21 protein-coding genes and 1 pseudogene are annotated in these 23601 nt (G+C 42.5%); 3 read left to right on the top strand and 19 right to left on the bottom strand.

The window, feature by feature from the left end; all coding sequences use genetic code 11:
• The 13 genes from ROSEINA2194_RS07625 to ROSEINA2194_RS07565 form a co-directional block, all read right to left on the bottom strand.
• Positions 1-222 (bottom strand): FAD-dependent oxidoreductase (locus ROSEINA2194_RS07625; RefSeq protein ID WP_044927464.1); only part of this gene is annotated, 222 nt, incomplete at its 3' end.
• A gap of 229 nt (positions 223-451) precedes the next feature.
• Positions 452-1069 carry a GDSL-type esterase/lipase family protein gene (locus ROSEINA2194_RS07620; protein ID WP_007885213.1) on the bottom strand — a complete coding sequence of 206 codons (618 nt, stop codon included), beginning with the start codon at positions 1067-1069 and terminating at the stop codon, positions 452-454.
• A 128-nt stretch (positions 1070-1197) separates the two neighbouring features.
• Complete coding sequence (locus ROSEINA2194_RS07615) at positions 1198-1731, bottom strand: DUF3877 family protein (RefSeq protein ID WP_044927462.1); 534 nt, start codon at positions 1729-1731, stop codon at positions 1198-1200.
• Positions 1732-1789: 58 nt separating this feature from the next.
• Positions 1790-3886 carry a methyl-accepting chemotaxis protein gene (locus ROSEINA2194_RS07610; protein WP_044927460.1) on the bottom strand — a complete coding sequence of 699 codons (2097 nt, stop codon included), beginning with the start codon at positions 3884-3886 and terminating at the stop codon, positions 1790-1792.
• A 43-nt stretch (positions 3887-3929) separates the two neighbouring features.
• A complete protein-coding gene (locus ROSEINA2194_RS07605) occupies positions 3930-4739 on the bottom strand; it encodes a shikimate kinase (protein WP_007885208.1) in 810 nt (269 codons plus the stop codon).
• A 172-nt stretch (positions 4740-4911) separates the two neighbouring features.
• Positions 4912-5952, bottom strand: coding sequence for a TRAP transporter substrate-binding protein (locus ROSEINA2194_RS07600; RefSeq protein WP_007885207.1), 1041 nt, complete (start codon positions 5950-5952; stop codon positions 4912-4914).
• Positions 5953-5988: 36 nt separating this feature from the next.
• A complete protein-coding gene (locus ROSEINA2194_RS07595) occupies positions 5989-7278 on the bottom strand; it encodes a TRAP transporter large permease (protein WP_007885201.1) in 1290 nt (429 codons plus the stop codon).
• A complete protein-coding gene (locus ROSEINA2194_RS07590; RefSeq protein ID WP_007885199.1) occupies positions 7279-7926 on the bottom strand; it encodes a TRAP transporter small permease in 648 nt (215 codons plus the stop codon).
• 188 nt (positions 7927-8114) lie between these two features.
• The gene (locus tag ROSEINA2194_RS07585; protein ID WP_007885197.1) at positions 8115-9419 is read right to left on the bottom strand and encodes a GntP family permease; all 1305 of its coding nucleotides are present in this window, start codon (positions 9417-9419) and stop codon (positions 8115-8117) included.
• 5 nt (positions 9420-9424) lie between these two features.
• Positions 9425-10462, bottom strand: coding sequence for an alpha/beta hydrolase (locus tag ROSEINA2194_RS07580; protein WP_007885196.1), 1038 nt, complete (start codon positions 10460-10462; stop codon positions 9425-9427).
• A 57-nt stretch (positions 10463-10519) separates the two neighbouring features.
• On the bottom strand, positions 10520-11281 hold the full coding sequence (aroD, locus tag ROSEINA2194_RS07575) for a type I 3-dehydroquinate dehydratase (RefSeq protein WP_007885194.1): 762 nt from the start codon (positions 11279-11281) through the stop codon (positions 10520-10522).
• Positions 11282-11336: 55 nt separating this feature from the next.
• Entirely contained in the window at positions 11337-12551 is a 1215-nt protein-coding gene (locus ROSEINA2194_RS07570) for an MFS transporter (protein ID WP_007885193.1), read from the bottom strand.
• A gap of 51 nt (positions 12552-12602) precedes the next feature.
• Entirely contained in the window at positions 12603-13481 is an 879-nt protein-coding gene (locus ROSEINA2194_RS07565; protein ID WP_007885191.1) for a shikimate dehydrogenase, read from the bottom strand.
• 267 nt (positions 13482-13748) lie between these two features.
• Between ROSEINA2194_RS07565 and ROSEINA2194_RS07560 the strand changes: the two genes are divergently transcribed.
• The gene (locus ROSEINA2194_RS07560) at positions 13749-14630 is read left to right on the top strand and encodes a LysR family transcriptional regulator (RefSeq protein ID WP_007885189.1); all 882 of its coding nucleotides are present in this window, start codon (positions 13749-13751) and stop codon (positions 14628-14630) included.
• 573 nt (positions 14631-15203) lie between these two features.
• Here ROSEINA2194_RS07560 and ROSEINA2194_RS07555 read toward each other — a convergent pair.
• Both ROSEINA2194_RS07555 and ROSEINA2194_RS07545 read right to left on the bottom strand, forming a co-directional pair.
• Positions 15204-16090: pseudogene (locus ROSEINA2194_RS07555) on the bottom strand (LysR family transcriptional regulator).
• A gap of 31 nt (positions 16091-16121) precedes the next feature.
• Positions 16122-17609 carry a hypothetical protein gene (locus tag ROSEINA2194_RS07545; protein WP_007885183.1) on the bottom strand — a complete coding sequence of 496 codons (1488 nt, stop codon included), beginning with the start codon at positions 17607-17609 and terminating at the stop codon, positions 16122-16124.
• 241 nt (positions 17610-17850) lie between these two features.
• Between ROSEINA2194_RS07545 and ROSEINA2194_RS07540 the strand changes: the two genes are divergently transcribed.
• Positions 17851-19851 (top strand): oxidoreductase, encoded by a 2001-nt coding sequence (locus ROSEINA2194_RS07540; RefSeq protein ID WP_007885180.1) that lies wholly within the window; start codon positions 17851-17853, stop codon positions 19849-19851.
• Positions 19852-19885: 34 nt separating this feature from the next.
• Here ROSEINA2194_RS07540 and ROSEINA2194_RS07535 read toward each other — a convergent pair whose 3' ends face one another.
• On the bottom strand, positions 19886-20065 hold the full coding sequence (locus ROSEINA2194_RS07535) for a hypothetical protein (protein ID WP_007885179.1): 180 nt from the start codon (positions 20063-20065) through the stop codon (positions 19886-19888).
• A 78-nt stretch (positions 20066-20143) separates the two neighbouring features.
• Here ROSEINA2194_RS07535 and ROSEINA2194_RS07530 point away from each other — a divergent pair, with 78 nt between their 5' ends.
• Positions 20144-20620 (top strand): hypothetical protein, encoded by a 477-nt coding sequence (locus tag ROSEINA2194_RS07530; protein WP_007885177.1) that lies wholly within the window; start codon positions 20144-20146, stop codon positions 20618-20620.
• Positions 20621-20689: 69 nt separating this feature from the next.
• Here the strand turns inward: ROSEINA2194_RS07530 and aroE are convergent, their stop codons facing one another.
• The 3 genes from aroE to ROSEINA2194_RS07515 all read right to left on the bottom strand — a co-directional run bounded on the left by aroE (position 20690) and on the right by ROSEINA2194_RS07515 (position 23600).
• Positions 20690-21559, bottom strand: coding sequence for a shikimate dehydrogenase (gene aroE / locus ROSEINA2194_RS07525; protein WP_021923896.1), 870 nt, complete (start codon positions 21557-21559; stop codon positions 20690-20692).
• A gap of 138 nt (positions 21560-21697) precedes the next feature.
• The gene (locus ROSEINA2194_RS07520; RefSeq protein ID WP_044927458.1) at positions 21698-22537 is read right to left on the bottom strand and encodes a DUF4300 family protein; all 840 of its coding nucleotides are present in this window, start codon (positions 22535-22537) and stop codon (positions 21698-21700) included.
• Positions 22538-22805: 268 nt separating this feature from the next.
• Positions 22806-23600 (bottom strand): glycyl-radical enzyme activating protein, encoded by a 795-nt coding sequence (locus ROSEINA2194_RS07515; RefSeq protein ID WP_044927456.1) that lies wholly within the window; start codon positions 23598-23600, stop codon positions 22806-22808.
• Between the last annotated feature and the right edge of the window lies 1 nt (position 23601).

Here is a 23601-nt window from a genome sequence, read left to right as displayed (position 1 = left end):
AATATCCATCGCTTTTAAATGTGCTTCATAAGCAGCTTTCAGTTCCTCACCGCCAATGTCTGGCAGTCCCAGATAATTCTGAATCGTATGCGCTTTTTCCACTTTCAGGCTCAGATTTTTATTTCCAAATAAGATAATCTTCTTATTACGGATTCTTGCCGTGATCGCAGCTTCCAATCCCGCCGGTCCGGTGCCTATGATTGCAATATCATACCGTTCCATCTCTACCTCCATTCCTGTTATAAATACTTTGTTCCAGAATATTCTGTTTCTTTATTGTGATAATAAGCATTTATTCATATTGTCTCAAATTAAATTGTGTGCAATTTTTTTCGATAAATAGATTGTACACAATTTATTTTCTTTTGTCAATATAGTTTTTGTACTTTTTCTTTTATTATTCCTCAAAAAAGAATCAGTCCTCTCCCGGTATCTGCTTCTTCTCATTTCTTTATCCTGCAAGTCTTTCATAGACTGCTTCTGCAAATCTGCGATGGCTTTCCTCGTCCATATGCTCTCTGTCCCTGCTGCTTGGTTCTGCAACATCCGATGCTGCCAGAAAATCAATTCCATGCTTTTTTGCAATTCTACTGTAAACTGTTTTTAACTGTCTGGATGTCTCCACTGACTGTTCGTCAAACTCTGGATCATATTCCGGTTCCCATACTTTTTCTCCGAGAAGAATTGGTGAGACCAGAAGAATCTTAATATGTTCTCCCGCCTGTCTGATCTGCCCGATGAGTTTCTCCACTCCAAGACCAATCACCTCTGCCGAGGCATGATAATAGGATTTGCAGTCATTCGTCCCTAGCATCAGAACAACCTGGTCGATTGGCGCATGGCTTTCTAATAAAACAGGTAATAAATCACTGCCCTTTCTATTTTTGCGAAGTTCATCCTCAAAAACCGTCGTTCTTCCGCAGAGTCCTTCCTCCACAATGCGGCAATCCTTTTCCTTTAACTTCTGCTGTAATATTCCTGTCCAGCGGATATTTTCTTTATACCGTTCTTTTGTTCCGGGGATTAAACCATATGTGTTGGAATCGCCAAAGCATAAAATTTCTCTCATTATTATTTCCTACTATTTCTATATGTTTTATATGATACAGATTATAATATGGAATCAGACATCTGTCAAGAAAGAATAAAGTATCTTTATAAGTACGACCTTCAACAACATTATAATGAACAAAAACATTAAAAACCGAAGTCAGCATAATCCTCCGGCAAAAATCTGTGATAAATAATGTGACATCCCTCATCTTTAAAGCAATAGTAATACGGGTCTTCTCCATCTCCTTCAAAGCGGATCATAAGATCAAACTCTCCATTATCCATCGGCTCCATCTGAACCTGCTTTCCCTTTGAGAGGAAAAGATCTTTCACCTGCTGCATCGTACAGCCGTGTTTTCCGACCAACTCTACTAACTCCCGGATAAACTCATTCGGCTTCATATGCTCATGCACATATTCTGCGCCCTGCTCCGGTATATGGAAACAAAAGCGATCCCCTTTATGAGAGACCAGTACATTCCCCAGTTTTTCCTTTGTATATGCACCAAATCCTGTCAGGATCTTTTTCATCTCCTCTGCATCCGCCTCTGTCCCAAAAAAGTGATCCAGGGAGCTGAGCGGATAATACAAACGAATCTCCTCTTTGCAGTATCCAAGTTTCGCCTGCTCCTCCTTGATCACATCAATAATACTGTTTTCTAACCGATGATACATCATATATTCTCCTTGCTTTTCGAACAAAATGTCTGGCGAAAAAAATCCCGCCAGACATTTTTTATTCCTTATAATTATCATTTACATATTTCTGAATGGCCGGACTGTCTTCCGGCATACGGCATCCCACAATATATTCTCCGTGATTGTCCGTGCTTCTGATCACCACACCTTCCATGGTGCGTTCCTCTTTTACCGGGAAATCCGGAATATCGAGTACCAGCTGTGTTCCTTTAAGTTCCGCAAAATCGTCTGATGCTGCTGCAAATGCAAAGCCATTCGCACTGACATTGACCATTTTTCCGCGATATGTTTTATCCGTATCTTTTCTCGTGATCGTACAGGAATTTGCGATCGGCATTCTCGGATATTTTCTTCTGTTTGCAATGACAGGTGTTGTTTTTACCACTAAATGGCATACATCTCTTCCCTGCTCATTTTCCACGTTTGCCAGAACATCCGTCCAGTTGTAAAGGACATTATCAACCACGATCTGAATATCATATGGTGTCTTTTCCCGGATGCTGCCCAGTGCCTCCCGGTCCATCTGAAGCCATAACTCGCTGCCACTCTGTCTTACGACTTTTCCATGATACTCTTCCCGTGTTTCTCCTTTTCTGACCAAAACACAGTGCATCTGCGGTTTGACATCCTGAATACCCATAAAGCCGCCGACACCTAGTTTTTCCATCATATCCTGAACAACGGTCTCGATCTTATTCACATTGCGTGAGGACTCATCGTATTTGTTCAGCATTGTCTTTGTTGCGCCATCTGCACTTCCAATGCTGTCTGTCATGGCATTCATGACATTACAGATTCCCTCCATATTGGAAACCATCTGATGGTTGGATTCTTTTACATCCTGCATTGCGGAATCAATGACACTCAGATGTTGTTCAAGTTCCGCTGCATCTTTTGCAATTCCTGACACACTCTCGTTGACCACTGCAACTTTTTCAGAGGTCTCCTGGATCAGATCGATGGTCTGTCCGATAGAATCTGTCATCTTAACGGAAGTAGTTCCAAGATTTGCGAGTGCCTCCATGATACGGCTCGAAGACTCCTGCGTCTCTGTACTTAAGTTCCGGATCTCATCTGCTACGACTGCAAATCCTTTTCCTGCATCTCCTGCTCTCGCTGCTTCGATCGATGCGTTCAATGCCAGCAGATTCGTCTGGGAGTTAATGGATTCAATGGTGCTGACTTCTGTTTTCACACGCTCGAACTCTTTCTGGAATTCTGAGAGAATCGTCTCAACTTCATCGGACAGCTTTGCCATCAGCATTGTTGTCTCTGCCACTCTGGATAATTCTCCGGAGCTTTCATTTGCATGGTCTGCGGATTCGTTCATCAGAGTGACCATCTGTTCCATCAGGGATGCCATGCGTTCCACCTGCTCATTGATGTTGGTCGTCATGTCCATCGAGGACATTGTCTTATCATGAAGGACGTTATTGTTCTGCGTCAGTTCACTCATTCCCTGCACAACTGTCGTGGAACTCTGTCTGTTTTCATCCTCTAATTCCCTGACAACCGTAACTCCGTCCATGATCTGATTACCGGCACCTTTTACCTGCTCAACAGTCGTAACCACCCGCTCTAAATCCGCTTTGATGGAATTGGTCAATGCACCGTCTGACTCATTCAGATGGTCGATCGACACAACATAACAGATATAACAAAGTATGATACAGGATGCCTGCAATGTGTAATCATTCACATTGGATGCACTGTTCATTCCGTTCATAAATTTATGTACACTGCTGGCAATACTGATCACTAATGTACCAATGCCACATTGCACCATATACGTCCTGTCTTTGAACAAAACCAGCATACTCGTCAGAGGCAATATATACATAAACGACAGTATCGATTCACTCGTACAGACAACAAATGCATAAAACACACCATACCCGACCGCAACAATAAATTTATAATACTGCGTTGCTGCTCCCTGCAGACGGAGTACCACCACTCCAAACAAAAACGGGATCCAGCAGATCGCCATAAACATTGCATAGTAAGGCAGCGTATGTAATCCCTTTGCCGTATCTGACGTGTACGACAGTGAAAGGATCAATGACAATGCCATCCAGACATTGCGTGCCTTTTTGTTTGCCTTCATCTTAAATACTTGTGCATCATATTCCATTCCCTTTATCCCCGCTTTCACACTGACAAAAGCTGTTTTTCAGCTATTTGTTTTTTTCCTGCTCTTCTTTTGCATTGTCGAGTGCGATCAGTTTTGAAATGATCTCCTCACAGATCTGTGTCACATTCTTGCCATCTGTTGCCACCGTAATATCCGCAACTGCCTCATAACGCTCTTTTCGTTTATCCATCAGACTGCTGATGAACTCCACATTCATATGATCATTTAAAATCGGACGCTCGTCACTGTCCTTGACACGCTCATAGATAGTCTCAGGCTTCGCTGTCAGTAAAACAACACGGCCATTTTTCTTCATATGATCTGTGTTCTCTTCCCTCATGACAACACCACCACCGCAGGAAACGATCGTCTGCTTTCTCTTCTGCAGCTCGATCAGTGTATTGCTCTCTAAGTTACGGAAATAAGCTTCCCCATACTCATCAAAAATTTCTGAGATAGACATACCCTGTTTCTCCACGATCATCTGATCCATCTCGACACGATCCATCTCAAGCTTATCCTTCAGTTCTCCTGCGATCGTGCTCTTTCCGGCTCCCATGAAACCGATCAGGAAAATATTGTAATCGAACAGACTCTTTGCCTGGATCCTGCGGCTGTTCTTCATGATATATTTGAAAATATCAAGAATCTCTTCCTCGAACTCATTATCGCCAAGTTTTTGTGCCAGTGCATCCGTCTGCTTCTTCTCCTGCTCCGGCTGTAAAATCGGGATACCGGTTGCCTTCTTATAGGAAATGATCTCCTGGATATGAGACATTCTGACTGCAAGCTGCTCTATAATAATATCATCACATTCTCCGATTTTTTCGCGGATCTCCTCAATTCTGTCCATCGTTTTGCTAATCTCCTCGCTGTATACATATTCTATCGTAAAACCACTGTCTTTTTACAATTCTGCTCTCAGTATAGCAAGTTCAGAAACATTGCGCAAGAAAAATATTTTAGCATATTAAAGTGAAAAAATCGCTGCCTTTTCGCAGCGATTCTTTAGCTCTGGATTATTTTCATTCACCCTGCATATCCCCCAGATACGCATCGATAATTTCTTCCGACACTGAACTTTCTATGGATGCATAGATCGATTTACATAACTCTCTTATTTCGCAGTACAATTCCTCACTCGGAGTAATGATTTCTGTTCCGCTCTCCCGAATGGTATCCATTCTGGACGCAATGCGGGCATCTGACTGCTCTCTCGCATATTCTTTCGCCGTATCTGCCGCCTCTTTGATGATCTGCTGCTGCTCATCTGTCAGCAAATCAAAAAACTCCTCACTGACAATCAGCGAAATCAGATGCGGAAGATGATTTGTCTCTACCACATAGTCCTGCTGTTCATATAACTTATTGGAAACAATGACCTCATAAGGATTTTCCTGCGCATCGATCGTTCCCTGCTGCAGACCGATATACACTTCCGAGAATGTCATAGGTGTCGGGCTTGCGCCAAGTGCTTTCCAATATGCCATATGGTAGGAATTTTCCATGGTACGGATCTTCTGTCCTTTAAAATCTGCAAGACTCTCCACTTTTTTATTGGTTGTCATAACACGGAATCCCTGATCCGCATAACCTAACAGCTCGTAACCGCCGTCATGATAGACCTGCTGCATCAGTTCCATAAATTCAAGATTATCCACATGCTCCCTCACCTCATCGATCGTTTCAAACAATGCCGGCATATCAAAAACTGCGGTATCCTTCATAAACGTCACCTGCGGTGCTGTATTCTGCACAACAAATGGAATGTCTCCGTCTTTGCAGGACTCTAACAGTTCGCGGTCACCGCCTAACACACTGTTTGGATAGACACTGATTTTCATGCTTCCGCCGCTTAACCGGTCCACTTCCTCTGCAAATTTTTCTGCATAAATCTGTGTCACCGTATCCTCCGGGCTTGAGCTGCCAAGCGGCCACGCATAGCGCTGTACCTCAGCCTCTTCTGTCCCGGGAACGCTTCCCTGCGTACCGCCACAGGCTGTTAAACCCAGCCCGCAGGTCAGTGTCACGATCAGCATCGCAGATATCCATCTCTTTTTATTCATCAACGATTTTCTCCTTCCAAGCTTCCTGTCGGCCAATTAAAGTAAAAACAAACTAATTGCCGGGATAAACGTCAACAAAAGCAGCGCCAGCAAAAAGTACCCGATCATCGGCATTGCCTTTTTTGCAATATGCATGACCGGCACATCGGTCAGCGAACTTGCCACAAACAGATTGACTCCAATCGGCGGTGTCACAAAACCAATTGCAAGGTTTACGATCATTACCACACCAAAATGGATCGGATTCATTCCAATGCTCTGCACGATTGGCAGAAGAATCGGACTTAAGATCAGAATTGCCGGTGTTGTATCCATGACCATTCCAACGATCAGAAGGAATACATTAATGATAATCAGTAATACAATCTCATTACTGAAATGTGCTAAGATCCATGCGCTCACTGTCTGTGGAACCTGCATTAAGGTCAGCACTCTTGAGAAGGCAGTGGATGCAGCAAGGATAAACAGGATCGGTGCATATGTTTTCATGGCTTCCACCATAATGCCCCAGATTTCCTTCACTTTAATGGATTTATAAATAAACAGACTGACAAATAATGCATAAAATACAGAAATAACTGCCGCCTCTGTCGGAGATGCGATTCCTGCATAAATACAGCCGAGTACGATCACCGGACTGATCAGCGCCCAGATACTGTCTTTTAAAATATTTAAAAAACCTTTCTCGCGAAGTTCTGTTACTTTTGCATCAATTTTTTCCTTGTCCTCGCCATAGCGTCTGCAATGGTAATAAGCGTAAAACATCAGCAGTGCTCCGATCATAAGTCCCGGCACAATCCCTGCTAAGAATAAGTCACTGACAGATTCCCCGGTTGCCATTGCATACATGATAAACGGAATACTCGGTGGGATGATAACACCAAGTCCGCCCGCAACTGCAACGATTGCGGTTGCAAAATCTTTTTTATAGCCAAGCTCGATCAGAAGCGGGATCGTCATACTTCCGACTGCTGCCACAGTTGCAGGTGCAGAGCCGGAAATTGCGCCATAAAACAGGCAGGTGATGATCACTGCACACGGGATTCCTGCGGTTCTTTTTCCAATAAAATAAACAAACACATCAAACAGCTTCTGGGAGATCTTACCGTGCGCCATAAGGATTCCGGCAAGCACGAACATTGGTACTGCAAGCAGTGGGAAACTGTCGATTCCGCCTAACATGGAACGGATGACATAACTTGCGCTTGCCGTAAACGAAGGATCAAACGCGCCCGGTAAAACGGCAACAATTCCAAGAGAGATAGACACCGGAATTGCGATCACTAAACAAATGACAAATAAAATAAATACTGCAACTGCTGACATCTATTTCTCCTTTCTGTTTTTAGTGTTGATCTTTTTACCGGATATAGTATTTTCTTCTTTCTCAGCTTTTAAAATAGCCTCAACAAGCTCTTTCTCGCGGTAAGCGTCTTCAACAACAGCTTCCTCAATAACTGTGGCGATATTGCCCTCCTCGAGTGACTTTTCATCTTTTTTCAGTACAATTTTCCACTCTCCAACCCATCTTTGAGCGATGCGGAAGGCTGTAATGATAAAGCACACAAACGGTGCCGCCTGCACATAGTACATAGGGATACCGCAGGCAGGACTGACCTGACCGCTTTCTATCGTATTTTTCAGATATATGAATGAATACGGTATCAGATATACGAAAAACACAAACTCAACTGTTAGATTGAGTACCTTCCAGAACGCTTTTCCTCTCCTTGGAAAAAGCTGTATAAACTGGTCAATTTTTATAGATATGCATTTTCTGGTACAAAGGCTGACACTTAAGAAAGCCGACCATATGAAAAGATACCTGGTAATTTCCTCCGACCATGATAGTGACATGCCAAGAACGTATCTGGAAAACACCTGAATACCCATTATAAGCGTCATTGCTATAAGGGAAATGACCATCAGAATTTCTTCAAGATATTCGTCCAGATAGTGCAGTATTTTCTCCATGTAATATCCCCTTCCTTCGAAAATCACGTTTTTATTTTAGCAAATTAATAACGATTTTTCTACTTTATATACGATAACATCACAATTTTCATTTTATAGCAAAATATACAAGAAAATATCTGTTGTATAAAAAAACCGCCAAGCCTTGTAATAACAGCTTTGGCGGGCAAATAATAAATCATTTAAGATTAGTAGAGAATCATTGCTACAATTACTGCTGCGATTGAACCTACCATAGGAGCAAGAACAGATGTAACGAATACATACCAGTAACTCTCTGCAAGTGAAAGCTTCATCCAGCGAAGCTGTGCAACCATTCCTCCGGCATTTGGAAGAGTATTCATACCTGTTGCACATGCAGGTGCAAGTCTGTGAAGTGCTCCGGCATTTGCTCCTTTTGCAAGAAGTCCATCTGAAAGATGCTCGAAGAACATTGCAATAGCTGATGTTCCACTTCCGAGGATACCTGCAAGTACGTTTAATCCGATAAACTCTGTAATATATGGATTCATCTTGATTCCCATTACAAAATCGATGATTGAATTGAATCCTGGGCATGCCTGAAGTACGCCTGAGAATCCAAGGATTGCTGCCGCCATAACTGTTGCACCAACACCGTTATTTACACCTTTTTCAAGGATTTTTGTAACTGATTCAACCTGTTTGTGGCAAAGAAGTACGATTGCTACAGATCCAACAAACATGCTGAGTACTACTACAGCGTTTGTGTTCATATCTGTAAGGTTAGAAAGTAAAAGTACAAGTGCTACTACAAGGATAAACGGGATAAGTGCTACAAAAAAATTAGGAAGGTCATCTCTTGTAGGAGTGATCTTTACCGGCTGTGACTCATCCATAGCTGTTCCCTCTTTGATAGCCGCTTTTTTAGCTGCGTGTACCATATAAAAATATCCAACACCAAAGGATACAAGGAATGCTACCCATCCAAGGATTGGAGCAGATCCCATTGATGTACCGAGATACTGTGCAGGCATAATGTTTGTGATGTTGATTGCGAATGGAATCATTGCAGAACATGTAGCTCCGATAAAGATGATTCCAGGAATCATTCTGTATGGATATCCTGCTTGTTTCATCATGATTGTAGCGATAGGAGCAAGTACGAAAAGTACTACGAATCCAGATACACCTACGTATACGAAAACAGTTGTAATAAGCGCGATTGAAAGAATAACTCTTTTAGCACCCATTTTCTCAGTGATAACATTTGCAATTGACTCAGCACATCCTGATGCAGCCATAAGTTCACCAAATACGGCACCGATCACAAGTACAAATACATTGTTCTGAATGAATCCGACATAGCCTGTTGCGTATAATGTGAGTGAATCCCACCAGTTCATCCAGCTTGTTAAAATAATGATAAATGATACAAGGATTGTAGATGTAAATACATCAAGCCCTTTCCATATTGCGATTACAAAGATTACCGCTGCTGCAAGTAATCCTATTACAGATATTGCTGTTGACATTTTTTCTATTCCTCTCCAACGATTTTGATTTTTCCAAGTGGCTTACGATATGGATTTTTTCCATCGAAAAACTGCTTGTCTAAGAAATCTATACATTTTTCTATATTGGCATCTGCCTTTATTACCTGAGAACCATGTGGTTCATTATCAAAAAGCTCAAGCTCTACGCGATCCTCTCCACATACTGCTTTAACTTTTTCATACATATAAGAAGACTGGTGATAATCTATAACAAGATCATTTGTACCGTGCTGAAGCAGCATTGGTGGACAGTCCTCTTTGACATGACTTATAGGGCTTACTTTTGCAGTGCGTTCAGGATATAAAAGCGGATTGTATCCTAAAAGAGCTGTAAACATTGAGTCGTTGCCCTTTCCATCATTTGGCATCATGCCTTTTCCTGCACCTGTTTTGTTTCTGATATCTGCAATATCAGTTCCAAACTGCTCTGCAGAGCAAAGCTCACTTATTGTGTACCATGCGATTGCACAGTTTACTTTTGATGAAGCTTTTACTCCAACGCTTAAATCATCCATATCCTCTTCATCGCCTGTTACTGCAAGAAGCTGTGTAACAGTTCCTCCTGCCGAGTTGCCCCATACTGCGAATCTGTCAGGATCGAGATTTAACTCTTTTGCATTTGCACGTAAATAGCGAATTGCAGCTTTTCCATCGATAAGCTGTGCCGGCCATTTTTCTTCGTGGTAGAGTCTGTACTCTACTGTTGCAACTGCGTATCCCTGTGTTATAGGCAGACACATTGATTTGATATAATGTGTTCTCTTGTGCCCCGCCGCAAAAGCACCACCATGGAATACGATTACCAGTGGATATGGACCTTCTCCGTCTTCCGGATAGAAGATGTCCAGTATCTGATTTTCTGATTCGTCTGCATATTTAAGATCAAGAGCTGTTTTGTGAAACTGTGTTATGTCCATCTCAGGCTCTGATGCAAGATATGCTTCTCTGTTGCTAATTACTGCCATATTTATTCTCCTTCGTTTATTCTTTATCCACTTAACGTCATAAAGTGCTTTATTCATTAAAAAAGCCCATTGCACTTTTTACATGCAACAGGCTTTTACATAATGTATAATCAATTACATGCTCTTATGAAGTAATCCAAGTACTGTAGACAGATCCTCTACTCCCATCTGTCCCGGTGCAGATGCTTTCTTTGCTGCTCCGAATGTCATGGAAGATCCAAATACTTCTCCGCAGAGACGGCTGATAACGCCTGTTCCTGCCATAGACATTGTGATGACCGGTCTGTCTGCGTAGTCTGTCACCATTTCCTCTGTCGCTGCAAGAAGAGTTAAGACATCTCTCTTGTTCTGTGGCATAACAGCGATTTTTGGAATGTCTGCGCCCATATCCTGCATTTTGCGAAGACGATAAATGATGTCAGACTTTGCCGGAGTTTTGTGGAAATCATGGTTAGATGCAACTACCTTTACACCTGCTGCATGAACGCCGTCGATGATTTTTTTCACAATCTCGTCACCTGTGAAAATTTCCACATCAACAAAATCAACATATCCGGTCTGTGCTGCTTTGATATTAAGCTCTGCATATGCTTCCGGCTCAATTGCTTTCTCGCCGCCCTCTTTGGAAGTACGGAAAGTCATAAGGATTGGAATATTTCCAAGTGCCTCACGAAGCTCTTTTAAAACCTCTTCTACTTTGTCGAACTCAAAAACATGCTCAAACCAGTCCACGCGCCATTCAACAACATCAACCGGAATGGAATCAAATGTTTTTGCTTCGTCGATAATATCTTTTTTTGTAACACCTACGATAGGTACGATGATCTTAGGTGCGCCTGCACCGATCTCGATATCTCTTACTTTAACTGTATTCATTTTCGTCACCTTTCTTCTTAAATCCTTAGAGTCCGCAGCCTGCGGACTCTGGCTCTTAGTTCTCAGCTTCTGCCTGCTCTACCATTTTTGCATAGCGGATATTTACGAACAATCCAAGAAGTACACCGATTGCAGTAAGGACAATGTTCATAACCATAACCTGTGCTGGCTGCATTTTAGATGCTGCTGTAAGGATTGTGTAGTTGCAAAGTGAGGATGCGATCATAACAAGTGCTGTAACAGTTCCTTTGATTTTCGGGAATAACATATTGCATACAGATGTTGCGATCTGTAACAGTCCGCCTGCTCCTGCCCAGCCGATGATGAATGCTCCGGCGATCATAAGTGCTTCACTCTTGCCTGTTAATACAACGATCAGTGTTACAAGACAGATGACCGGATATACCACGATAAATCTGACATCTTTAATTTTTCTTGTCAAAAGTGCTGTTACAATAAGTGCAAGCATTGTTCCTGCAGAGTAGTATGTCTGCATGATAGATGGATTTGCCCAGCCGACATTCTCTTTTGCAAAGTTCTGTGCACAGTTTAACCATAACTGGAATGTACCTGTACATGTGAATCCAATCAGGATCATTGCCACGGACTCGATAGAGAAATGTGTATGTTTCAGGCTGTCGATCAGTCCCTCTTTCTTTCCGGCTGCCTTCTGGTCTGCATCTGGAAGTGGGAAGATCATTACTAATACTAAAAGTACAATATAAACAATTCCGCAAATATAGAACAACATATTATAAGAAGTAAATCCTGCTGCTGTTGTTGCTACTGTCGCGCCAAGTACAAATGGTAAGATCATCTGTGCGATTGCGATGAAGAATTTGATTCCCATAGTTGCAACGCCCGGTGCTTTGTAAATAATCTCGGAAACTGCCGGATAAATACCTGTGTCAAGGAAGGAGTTTGCAATACCACCAACGATTGCACATACATATGCGATCTGGTATCCACCGTTTGTTCCTGCGTTGAATGCAAGTGCAAGTCCAATCAGGTAGATCGCATAAGATCCACTACCGATTGCTGTGGAGATACGACGTCCAAGCTTATCGGAAAGAGGTCCTGCAAATGGAAGGGCGATTAGACGTCCAAGTCCAAGTGCTGCGGAAATTGCTGTAATTGCCATTGCTTCTACGCCCCAGGATGCTGCAAGAGCTTCCTTGATCACTGCCTGTCCTAAAATAGAACATCCGACACCGTGAATGAAATAGTTTAAATAAAGGATCAGAGCGCTAGGTAAATATTTTTTATTCATCTCTTTTCTCCTCGTGATTTTAAAATAAATAGTTTATTCGGTATCCTGTGATTAATCATCGTATCTGATGTTTAATACTTCTTTCATATGCTCGATTGGCATATCTTTTCCTGTCCAGAGTTTGAATGCAGCTGCTCCCTGGAATAACATCATTCCAAGTCCGTTCATTGTCTTACATCCAACTTCTTTTGCCATCTTACGCATTGTTGTCTCAAGTGGAGAGTAAGGTACATCTACAACGATAAGCTCCGGACGGAAGAAAGATTTGTCAGGTACAACGGACATTCCCTCTAATGGTTTCATACCAACACCGGTTCCGTTAACAAAAATATAAGAATCAGCCATCTCTTCTCTTAATTTCTCTTTGTCATCAAGATCATACAGAGTTGCTTTACAATTGGTTCTTTCGTTGATCTTCTTTACGGTCTCTTCTGCGTTTGCCCAGAATTTGTCATGAATATTGAAAATAGAAATTTCTTTTACACCGTCTAATGCAGCCTGGATCTCGATCGCTGTCGCAGCGCCGCCGGCTCCTGCGATCGTCATTTTCTTTCCGATCACATCGATGTCGTTGTCCTTTAATGCCTGCATGAATCCGATACCGTCCGTGATATGTCCTGTCAAAACACCGTTCTCATTTACGATCGTGTTAACTGCTCCGCAAAGTTCTGCTGCCGGAGATAATTTATCTAAGTACTGTCCTACAACTGTCTTATTTGGCATGGAAACGTTAGATCCAACCATCTTTAAAGCACGAATACCTTTTACTGCATCTTCGAGTGTGCTGTTGTCAACTTCGAATGCAAGGTATGCGTAGTCAAGTCCTAAGTAAGCGAATGCTTCATTGTGCATAGCCGGTGAACTGGAATGTCTGATCGGGTAAGCCATTAATCCGATAAGTTCTGTGTGTCCTGTAATTCTCTCTGCCATAATTTTTACTCCTTTTTCCCAAAAAAATGATGATGTACGTAGTTGATATTGTTGTTATTTTCTTGTTTCTAACTCGTCTGCCCACTTCGTTAAAAACTTAACAACCTCTGATAATGATATTATACAACGCTTTTTTTGATACATCCAATGCTTATTTTGTGCTTTATTAATAGCTTTAATCTATTAATTAAGGTATAATATACACAAATTCAGCACATCTTTTTTGTGACTCATAGATATTTTCTATTAATTTAAGGAGATTTATGCATGACGCTTAATCAATTAGGGTATTTTTACCAGGCAGCCGTGTTACAACACTTCAATCAGGCTGCAGAAAAAATGAATATTTCCGAGCCGAGTTTAAGCCGTTCCATCTCTTCACTGGAAGACGAACTCGGTGTGACTCTTTTTGAAAAAAGAGGCAGAAACGTGATTCTGACAAAAGCAGGTGAGATTTTTTTAGAACATGCCACGCAGATTTTAGATGATGTGAAACGTGCGGAGAACAAGATGCACCATCTCGCCACCGACGGTGGGCATATCGACATTGCCTATGTATCCCCTCTGGCAAGAGAGTATATTCCACGCACTGTCCGGAATTTTCTCTCACTTGAGCAGAATAAGAATATCACCTTCAATTTCAATCAGGATATCACATCCGCGAATATTGAAGGCTTAAAAAAAGGTGCCTATGATCTGATTTTTGGCTCCTACTCTGCCAACGAACCAAATATCGAGTTTGTTCCTATTATAAAGCAGGAAATCGTCGCCATCCTCCCGACCGGTCATCCGCTGAGCCGCAAAGAGGCTTTGCAGGCTGCTGATTTTGCCGACTATCAGGTGCTTGGATACAACCGTCATTCCGGTCTTGGCAAGTACACACGCAGTTTCTTCAAAGAACACGGGATTGCACCAAATTTCATCTGCGAATCCCCGGACGAAAATGGAATTGCCTCCCTTGTGGCACAGGGGTTTGGGATTGCACTTGTCGCTGATGTTGACACCATCTACCGCGACGAGATCTGTATCCGCCCCCTGATCTCCAGCGAATCCTTCTCCCACACCGTCTACATGGGCTATATGCGCGGCAAATACCAGCTGCCGGCTGTCCAGCGGTTCATCGCCTTCGTGAGAAATGTACAGGCGTAACCCGGATTAATGGCTATATCGGAAACCCGGTTATTTGCACGGAAAGATGTACGTGTTTCTACGCAATCCGGGGATTCGGCAGAGGGCATCTGGAATGAAACTTGCTCGAATTGCTAATTTATCTGCATTCCCACTTTGACTTTTCGATCACTTATGTTCATTCAAAAATGGACAGTTCACGCAAGTTGTTCGTCCGGGACACACTTCGACTTCTTAGCTGTGTCGTGCAGGAGTTAATACCCGATAAGCGGCAAAGAAGCAGGCCAAAAGTCAACCACCTTTTTGACTTTTGAGCCTGCAATAAACGATGCTGATTATCGGGTATTTACTCCTGCTAGAAACAGCTAAAGCGAATGTGTCCCGGACGGACAACTTGTGCGAACTGTCCATTGATGAATGTACATAACCTTACAGTCAAAGTGGGAACGCAGATAAATTTACGCAATCCTCACAAAAGTTTCATTCCAGATGCCCTCTGCCGCCCCCCGGCTTGCGCTCAACCTTCTTTTCTTTCCGTGCAAATAACCGGGTTTCCTTTTCTGCATAACGTCCCGGGTTACGCCTGTACATCTCTCACCTGCCCTCGGTCTGCTGACAGACGAATTGGATAAATGACTTTGCCACAGGGGAAAGGTAATGTTTTTTCAGGGTAGCGAGATACACCGACCGCTCGTACACCGGATGGCTGATCTCGAGTGTCTTTAGGTTCAGTGACTTTAATATTGGGATATCCGGCATGACCGCGATCCCGAATCCCTGTGCGACCAGACCTGCCATACTGGAGTCCTCCTCCATCTCAAAGGCAACCTTCGGGAACTGATTGATCTCCTCAAACATCTGGTCAATGACCGGACGCAACCCGCTTCCTTTTTCAAAATAAATCTGTGGGTACGCAATTGTGTCCCGGAGATCTACGCTGCCATGGATAGCAAGCGGATGGTCTTGCGGCACTGCCACAACAAGCTTCTGATTTCCAATTTTCCGAAATTCGATATCCGGTTCTCCCTCCTGATAGGAAGAAAACACGATGTCATATTTATCTTCTTTTAATCCCGCTAAAATATCTCCGGTCGTTCCCACCGTAAAATGAAAGTCGATATGGTAATCCGGGTAAGTATCCAGAAAGTTCCGCACCATTTTTGGTGTGAAATTGCTTCCCATTGTATAAATATAGGCAAGATGGATGATACCCTCTTTGCTTCCGTTCAGTTCCCTGGTTCTCTGTACCCCCTCCTCGAGCACTTTTAAAGATTCCTCCACATAAGGAAGAAACAACTTTCCATAACGTGTGAGCACAATATTTCTTCCCTTTTTTCAAAAAGCCTTGTGCCAAGTTCTTCTTCCAGCTGCGCGATCGCGTGGCTTAAAGACGGCTGCGTGATAGAGAGCATCTGTGCGGCTCTCGTGTAATGTTCTTCCTGTGCTAATATCTTAAAATACTGAAGCTGATTTAAATTCATTGTATGCCTCCATTATTACCACTTTTCTATTTTACCGGATCAAATGCATCTGCTCGATGACCCAGCTTTCCTCTTCCATATGATATTCACTGCCACAATAAGGACATTTTTTCTGCCGTACCGCGTCAAAGCTGCCGCCACAACCCGGACAGGAAACGGATGTAATGGAAAATCCAGGTGCTTCCTGTTTTTCCACATTTCTGCGAAATGTAACATCAATGCAATCACCGCTCTTTTTCACTTTTCCATGCTCCTCGTAATGGTTTACCCACCAGGTCCGCACCGACATGTGCATAATATTTCCCTCCATGCGGATTCCATTCAGACAGATCCCATTCGTATAAGTCATTTCCAGAATGTCAGAAAAAAGTGGCTCGCGCGCATCTGCACGGTAACAGGCAAGCTCCTCCGGTTTTTCGGCTAATACCGCCATACGCACAAGTGAAACAAGCTGTCCTTCAAATTTGTCAAAAGAAAAATTTTTGTCATAGCGCAGCATTGTGTTTTTGATTTTCCGTTTTGAACTGCCCCATTTTAATATAGGTAAATGCTTCATTCCGTCGTGATCAAAAAGTGTTGCCACCAGACGGATATCCGCAACGATAAATCCAAGAAAACCTCCAACCAGTACCGCAGCAAAATAGCTGGCAAGCAATATGAGGGGCAATGGTTGTCCTCCTCTGACAATATTTGCAATCAACATCACCAGAAATACACCGGACATGGAAAATGTCATCGACTGTCTGAAGATCTGTCCATTTTTTGCGCTGGAATTACTTCTTATAAAGAAAAGATTGATCACTCTTGGGAACAAATCTTTGATCTGAAACACAGTGCCACAGTATGGACACCCCTCCCCTAATTTTGAGACAGAATTCACTGCCCCACAGTTTGGACAGGTCACGCGGATGAACTGGGTCTGCGCCTCATTCGGTGAATGTGCCACGATCTCGTACATCGCCATCTCCGTATCCCGCTCATAAACCGGTCCATTCTCATTTTCAAAAGAAAGTTTTCTGGATACATTCTCATACATCATATCCGTTGTGTACCAGAGAGATTTTCTCGATACCTTGCCTGTTCCGTAGCTGGTTCCTTTGGACGGTACAACACTCTCATGCAGTTTCAGTCCCTTTTTGTCCAGACGTTCCTTCTGCAATTTGAGAAAATACGCCGTATCGCCGTCACAGTCCTGCGGTGTAATTCCTTTTTCATACCACAGATTCAGTTCCTTTGCAAAACGGTCATACATGCCGCGCCCCTTGTCCCACTCCGGAACAAACTCCTCAAACGCTTTATTGTCTTTCCAATACTTCACAATCCATTTCACACCGACCGCACAGAGCACCACCCCGACTGCCAAAAGTCCAAGTTTCAACACAGATGAAATCTCCATTGTCATAAAGGAAGCTGCCAGCACCCCCGCTGCAATAAACGCTGCTCCTTTGAAAAGTTCTCCTCCGTCTGCCTCGCTCGCAGAATCTCTTTTCTGTATACTGATTCCCGAAAAAAATGCCATAATGTTCCCCTCTTATTTTCACTTCTTATTTTTCCATAATAAATATACCTCTCAAATTATAAATCAATCTATAGATTTTTTCTATCATTTCCGGACAAAATAACAATTGGACATTTTTATCATTTCCATATAAGTTGAATGTAACGAGAAGGTCACTTTACCTCTCATTTGTTAAAAAATTAACGTCTGCCCACGTTATTGATTCCTCAGATAATATTTCAAATAAGGAGATTATTTTACGATGAAAACCAAATATCCACATATTTTTGAACCAATGACCATCCGCAGAATGACCGTAAAAAACAGAATCGTCATGACACCTATGGGAACCAACTACGGTGAGCAGAATGGTGAAATGAGTTTCCTTCACATTAATTACTATGAGCAGAGAGCCAAGGGTGGTACAGGCCTTTTGATCGTTGAGAACGCAAGCGTGGATTCTCCGCAGGGTTCCAACGGAACGACACAGCTTCGCATCGACCTTGACAATTATATTCCAAGACTTTTCAAATTGTGTGAGAGCGTACACAAACATGGAGCCTGTATTGCGATCCAGATCAATCATGCAGGTGCTTCCGCAATGTCTTCCCGTATTGGAATGCAGCCGGTTTCCGCATCTGATGTACCTTCCAAGGCAGGTGGAGAAATCCCTAGACCTCTGGAAAAAGAAGAGATCCTCCACATTGTAAAAAAATATGGCGAAGCAGCAAAACGTGCGCAGATCTGTGGTTTTGACGCAGTGGAGATCCACGCCGGACACTCTTACCTGATCAGCCAGTTTCTCTCGCCTATCACAAATAAAAGAACGGATGAATTTGGCGGTTCCGCTGAAAACCGTGCAAGATTTGCAAAATTAGTCATCGAAGAAGTCCGTAAACAGGTTGGACCATTCTTCCCAATCTTCGTCCGCATCAGTGCCGATGAGTTAATGGAAGGCGGTAACACTTTAGAGGATACTTTAGAGTACTTACAGTACTTCGAAAAAGAAGTTGACGTATTTGACGTTTCCTGTGGTTTAAATGGTTCTATCCAGTACCAGATCGACGCTAACTACTTACCGGACGGATGGCGTTCTTTCATGGCAAAAGCTGTAAAAGAAAAATATGGAAAACCTTGTATAACCGTTGGTAATATCCGTGATCCGAAAGTGGCAGAGGATATCCTTGCAAGAGGTGATGCAGACTTTATCGGAATGGGACGTGGACTGATTGCTGATCCTGAATGGGTAAACAAAGTAGAATTCGGCAATGAGTGCGATATCCGTAAATGTATCTCATGTAACATCGGCTGTGCAGGACACAGAATCGGTTTAAACCAGCCAATCCGTTGTACTGTAAACCCAGCCGTTAACACTGGTGAAGATTACATGAAACATAAAGTGAACAAACCTTGCAACGTTGTTGTCATCGGTGGTGGTACTGCCGGTCTTGAAGCAGCCTGTACCGCAGCAGAAGTTGGATGCACCACTTTCCTGATTGAGAAAAAAGCAGAGCTCGGCGGACTTGCTTCCGTAATCTCCAAGATTCCGGACAAAAAACGTCTTGCAGACTTCCCGAACTACATGATCCATCGTGCAGGCAAACTTCACAACTTATTTATTTTCAAAAATACAAGTGCAACCGCAGAACTCGTTAAGAGCTTAAACCCGGATATCATTGTAAATGCAACCGGTTCTGTTCCAACACTTCCTCCGATCACAGGTCTGCATGACCTTGTTGACAAAGATGGTACAAATGTTGCAACTGTATTAAAGATGATTGAGCGGCTGAATGAGTATCCAGAAGACATGACCGGTAAAAAAGTTTCCATCATCGGCGGTGGTGCTGTAGGTCTTGACGTTATGGAATTTTTCACCGAGAGAGGTGCAGAAGTTTCTATGGTTGAAATGCTTCCAATGATCGGTAATGGTCTTGATCCTGTCACAAAATGTGACACAAACGCCAAAATGGCAAAATACCATGTAAAACAGATGACAAACACTGCTTTACAGGAAGTAAAAAATGATCGTTTCATCGTGAAAAATCCAGAAGGTGAGATTGAGGAAGTTCCATTTGATTATGGTTTTATCTGCCTTGGCATGAGAGCTAACACTCCTGTTTTAAGTGAAATTGAGGAAGCTTTCAGCGATACAAATGTAGAGATTGTTAATATCGGAGACAGCAAACGTGCCCGCAGAATCATCGAGGGTACAGAAGAAGGCAGAAATATCTTAAATGTACTTGCCCGTCACGATTATTTATAAGATAAACAGCTATTATCTTTTTATAAACTTCTCCTTATAAATATAATGTGTCTCCCCGGGAGACACACTGCCTGCCATCCCCCTTCCCGGCAGGCAGGATGAAGTGCCGCAGGGCACATACAAAAAATCCAACCAGTTTTGTGCTGGTTGGATTTTGTTTACCAAACTCATAGTTGAGTTCTTCATTTTTTTCAATCCTTAAAACATTTTTCACCTTAAAAATTCCTCCATTCTGTGTTATGATAAAGAAAAACTACGAAACACCAATCACTTGCAAAAAGGAGGCATCCTCATGAATATATCCACGTATGCAAGCATAAACACTTATGCAGATTCCGATTATTATAATCATTATAATATCAAAAATTCCGATGATCCAAATAAAACGGATTCCACAAACCGTCCAGGCTCCCCGGAAGAATGCCAGACCTGTAAAAACCGGAAATATGCAGATGGATCCAACGAAAATGTTTCCTACAAATCAGCCGCCCACATTGCTCCGGGTGCAGCCGGAAATGCAGTGCGCGCCCATGAGGGGGAGCATGTATCCAATGCATATACCAAAGCTTCACAGAACAATGGAAAAGTCATTTCCGCCTCCGTGTCCATTCATACTTCGGTCTGCCCGGAATGTGGACGCACCTATGTATCTGGCGGCACGACAAACACAATGATCAAATATCCGAATGAATCCAATCCCTATCAGCAGGAGCGGAAATCTCAGGACGCTCTGCGTTTCACCGGAAATAATATTGATTATGTTGCCTGAATCGAAAAAATGAACCGGCAAAAGTATTTCACTTTTGCCGGCTCATTTTTCAATAAATCCATTTCTATATTAACTGAAGAACAATTTCTTCACATCTTCCACCGGCATATCCTGACCTGTGTACAGTTTAAATGCTGCAACACCCTGCCATAATAACATGCCTTTTCCACCGATGCAGGTGCATCCTGCTTCTTTTGCTTCCCGCAAAAGCTTTGTCTCCTCCGGATTGTAAACTGCATCTGCAACTACAAGTCCCGGACGGAATGCAGACAGATCTTTCACAACACTCTGGTCATCCATCGGTTTCATTCCTACAATTGTAGCATTTGCAAAAATATCACTGGACTGAATCTCTTCCGTCATTTTTGCTGTATCCGCAATATCATATACATTGACCACACACTCCGGTACTGCTTTCCGAATCTTTTCTGCGGTCTGTAAAGTGCGCTCGAAAAATGCATCTTTGATATTGAAAATCGAAATCTCACGTGCTCCGTCTAATGCACACTGTACCTGAATTGCAGTCGCTGCTCCACCGCCTCCGGCTACCGTAATTTTCTTACCTTTGATCTCGATTCCATGATCTCTTAAATTATGTACAAATCCCTCGCCATCTGTAATATGTCCGGTCAGTTTTCCGTTATCATTGACAATCGTATTGACTGCACCGATGATCTGCGCCGCCGGGGAAAGTTCATCCATATACTTTGCTGCCTCTACCTTGTCCGGCATCGTCACATTGCACCCGCGCATATTGAATGTTTTCATCGCTGCGATCGCATCTTTTACCTTATCTTCTTTTATATCAAATGCCACATAAGCATAATCAAGACCAAGTTTTTCAAAACTGTAGTTATACATTGCAGGTGAACCTGAATGTCCGACCGGTGATCCGATCAATGCCAGTAAACCTGTGTGACCTGAAATACGTTTTTCCATACTAATCCTCTCCTTGTTTTGCTTTTTGTATTTATCAAACATGATATACGTTTTTTTTCGGATTGGCAAGCACTTTTTTCATTTAAAGCATTAAAGTTTCTTTTGTAATATCCCAGCGGAACAGACTACCCAATTTTATTACAATACCCTGTCATTTTCTAAAATGAACGGGCTTGCACATTCGCCGGTAGTATCTACATCATAGCACCTCATCAGATATTCTTTTAACTGATCCCTGTCTTCAAATCGGATGAGCTGATATGGCAGCTCAAATGAAATTTTTTCAAAGAAAAGAATTTCATTTCCTGTATCCAGCAGCACCCCTGCATGTCCGGCAATCAGACTGTTCTCATTCTCGTCGAGATGCGAATGAAGATATACTGTGATCAGGGACAACTTACTCTCCCCGTCAAATGTCACACCAGCTTTTTTCCAATATTCTCTCTGCACCCCGATCTGCTTCTTCGTATCTGTTGATGCGTCAGTTTTTATCTCAGAGAAAACTGTTTCAAACTTTTCTCTTTCCTCTGCCGTAAAAAGCTCTCCTGCATCAAGCGCAGCTTCATCCAAAAACAGATACTCTGTATTACGTCCGCCTGTATCCTGTACCGTGATCAGATCTTTCATCAGTCCGAATGCAGTGATCCTGCAATTGTATCCGATAAAATCCGGATTTTTTTTCATCCATAAATCCTGTATTGCATCAATATCATATTCCGGCATTGTCATATCAAACGATGCATATCCTTCTTCGACAAGTGAGGTGTTTTGTATGGTATCATTGTATTCTTTCACGATCGCCATACTTTTTTGTGCATCTGTTTCTGCTGCTCCTGCCTGAATAAGATCTGTCTCAAATTGCTCCCGCACCTGTTCCTCTGACAGATTACTATATACCGGCAATGACGCTTCTCCACCACATCCGGTCATTAATAAAACTGCCCCAATAAAACATAAAATTAGTTTTTTTCTCTTCATTTCTATTCCTCTTTCCAAATTAAATGGGTAATTGCGAAACTCCTCATACTCTTCTTTCAATTGTTTAAAATCAACAAAATTTTCTATCAGTTAAAAAAGAATCTCGCCTGCGATATTCTCCGCCTGCGGCGGGTCGCATATGCGACATGTTTCTTATCCGCCGCAGTGCGATCCTCGCGGAGCATTTTTTTATGTAATGGAAACGAAGTTTCCTATTACATAAAAAAACCGGGTATACCACAACATAGTATACCCGAATTTCGTTCCGTTAACCACCAATCTGGCAGTGTAATGACGTATTTTTTTGGATCATTTCCTGAAATGCCTTCATCTGCTCATTGGAAGGCTTCTCTGTATCTCCCATTGGATAGTCTCTGTTCAATCCTTCGTATTTTCCCTGACCAAAGTTATGATAAGGCAATATGTGGATCTGTCTGACGCCCGGTAAGGTATCTGCAAACTTCGCTATATCAAGCAATTCCTGCTCTGTAGCATTAAATCCAGGAATAACAGGAACACGGATGATCAGTTCTGTCTGCCCACTGTGGGCTACCCTGAGTGCATTCTCCAACATTCTGAGATTATCATGACCTGTATATTCTTTATGCTTTTCCGGATTCATATGCTTAATATCCATTAAGTAAGTATCCAGATACGGAAGCAGTGTTTCGATCACTTCGTATTTTGCATAAGCCATACTTTCAATGGCTGTTGATATTCCCAAATCTTTTGCTGCTCTTAAAAGCCCTAATGAGAACTCCGGTTGAAGCGTACATTCACCACCGGAAAGAGTGATTCCTCCACCGGACTGTAAATAATAAGGCATGTCTCTTTCTACTGTCTTCATAACCTCCGCTACAGTTACATCTTTGCCCATAACCTTTGGTTTTCCGTTGATCGTCATTGTTTCCACTTCAAAAGACTGTGATTCCGGATTACAGCACCATCTGCATCGTAACGCACATCCTTTTAAGAAGACTATGGTTCGGACTCCCGGACCATCATGTATGGAATATCTTTGAATATCAAAAATCCTGCCGGATGTATTCAAATATTCTTTCATA

This window comes from Roseburia inulinivorans DSM 16841 (genome assembly GCF_000174195.1).
In the GTDB taxonomy this organism is placed as follows: Bacteria; Bacillota; Clostridia; order Lachnospirales; family Lachnospiraceae; genus Roseburia; species Roseburia inulinivorans.
Note: the sequence above shows the minus strand (reverse complement) of the source record. Positions and strands in the feature narration are given on the sequence as shown.

Bases quoted from the DNA above. Each gene is read 5' to 3' on its own strand.
- ROSEINA2194_RS07620 (WP_007885213.1), bottom strand. From the start codon at position 1,069: ATGAGAGAAATTTTATGCTTTGGCGATTCCAACACATATGGTTTAATC.
- ROSEINA2194_RS07615 (WP_044927462.1), bottom strand. From the start codon at position 1,731: ATGATGTATCATCGGTTAGAAAACAGTATTATTGATGTGATCAAGGAG.
- ROSEINA2194_RS07610 (WP_044927460.1), bottom strand. From the start codon at position 3,886: ATGGAATATGATGCACAAGTATTTAAGATGAAGGCAAACAAAAAGGCA.
- ROSEINA2194_RS07605 (WP_007885208.1), bottom strand. From the start codon at position 4,739: ATGGACAGAATTGAGGAGATCCGCGAAAAAATCGGAGAATGTGATGAT.
- ROSEINA2194_RS07600 (WP_007885207.1), bottom strand. From the start codon at position 5,952: ATGAATAAAAAGAGATGGATATCTGCGATGCTGATCGTGACACTGACC.
- ROSEINA2194_RS07595 (WP_007885201.1), bottom strand. From the start codon at position 7,278: ATGTCAGCAGTTGCAGTATTTATTTTATTTGTCATTTGTTTAGTGATC.
- ROSEINA2194_RS07590 (WP_007885199.1), bottom strand. From the start codon at position 7,926: ATGGAGAAAATACTGCACTATCTGGACGAATATCTTGAAGAAATTCTG.
- ROSEINA2194_RS07585 (WP_007885197.1), bottom strand. From the start codon at position 9,419: ATGTCAACAGCAATATCTGTAATAGGATTACTTGCAGCAGCGGTAATC.
- ROSEINA2194_RS07580 (WP_007885196.1), bottom strand. From the start codon at position 10,462: ATGAATAAAGCACTTTATGACGTTAAGTGGATAAAGAATAAACGAAGG.
- aroD (WP_007885194.1), bottom strand. From the start codon at position 11,281: ATGAATACAGTTAAAGTAAGAGATATCGAGATCGGTGCAGGCGCACCT.
- ROSEINA2194_RS07570 (WP_007885193.1), bottom strand. From the start codon at position 12,551: ATGAATAAAAAATATTTACCTAGCGCTCTGATCCTTTATTTAAACTAT.
- ROSEINA2194_RS07565 (WP_007885191.1), bottom strand. From the start codon at position 13,481: ATGGCAGAGAGAATTACAGGACACACAGAACTTATCGGATTAATGGCT.
- ROSEINA2194_RS07560 (WP_007885189.1), top strand. From the start codon at position 13,749: ATGACGCTTAATCAATTAGGGTATTTTTACCAGGCAGCCGTGTTACAA.
- ROSEINA2194_RS07545 (WP_007885183.1), bottom strand. From the start codon at position 17,609: ATGGCATTTTTTTCGGGAATCAGTATACAGAAAAGAGATTCTGCGAGC.
- ROSEINA2194_RS07540 (WP_007885180.1), top strand. From the start codon at position 17,851: ATGAAAACCAAATATCCACATATTTTTGAACCAATGACCATCCGCAGA.
- ROSEINA2194_RS07530 (WP_007885177.1), top strand. From the start codon at position 20,144: ATGAATATATCCACGTATGCAAGCATAAACACTTATGCAGATTCCGAT.
- aroE (WP_021923896.1), bottom strand. From the start codon at position 21,559: ATGGAAAAACGTATTTCAGGTCACACAGGTTTACTGGCATTGATCGGA.
- ROSEINA2194_RS07520 (WP_044927458.1), bottom strand. From the start codon at position 22,537: ATGAAGAGAAAAAAACTAATTTTATGTTTTATTGGGGCAGTTTTATTA.
- ROSEINA2194_RS07515 (WP_044927456.1), bottom strand. From the start codon at position 23,600: ATGAAAGAATATTTGAATACATCCGGCAGGATTTTTGATATTCAAAGA.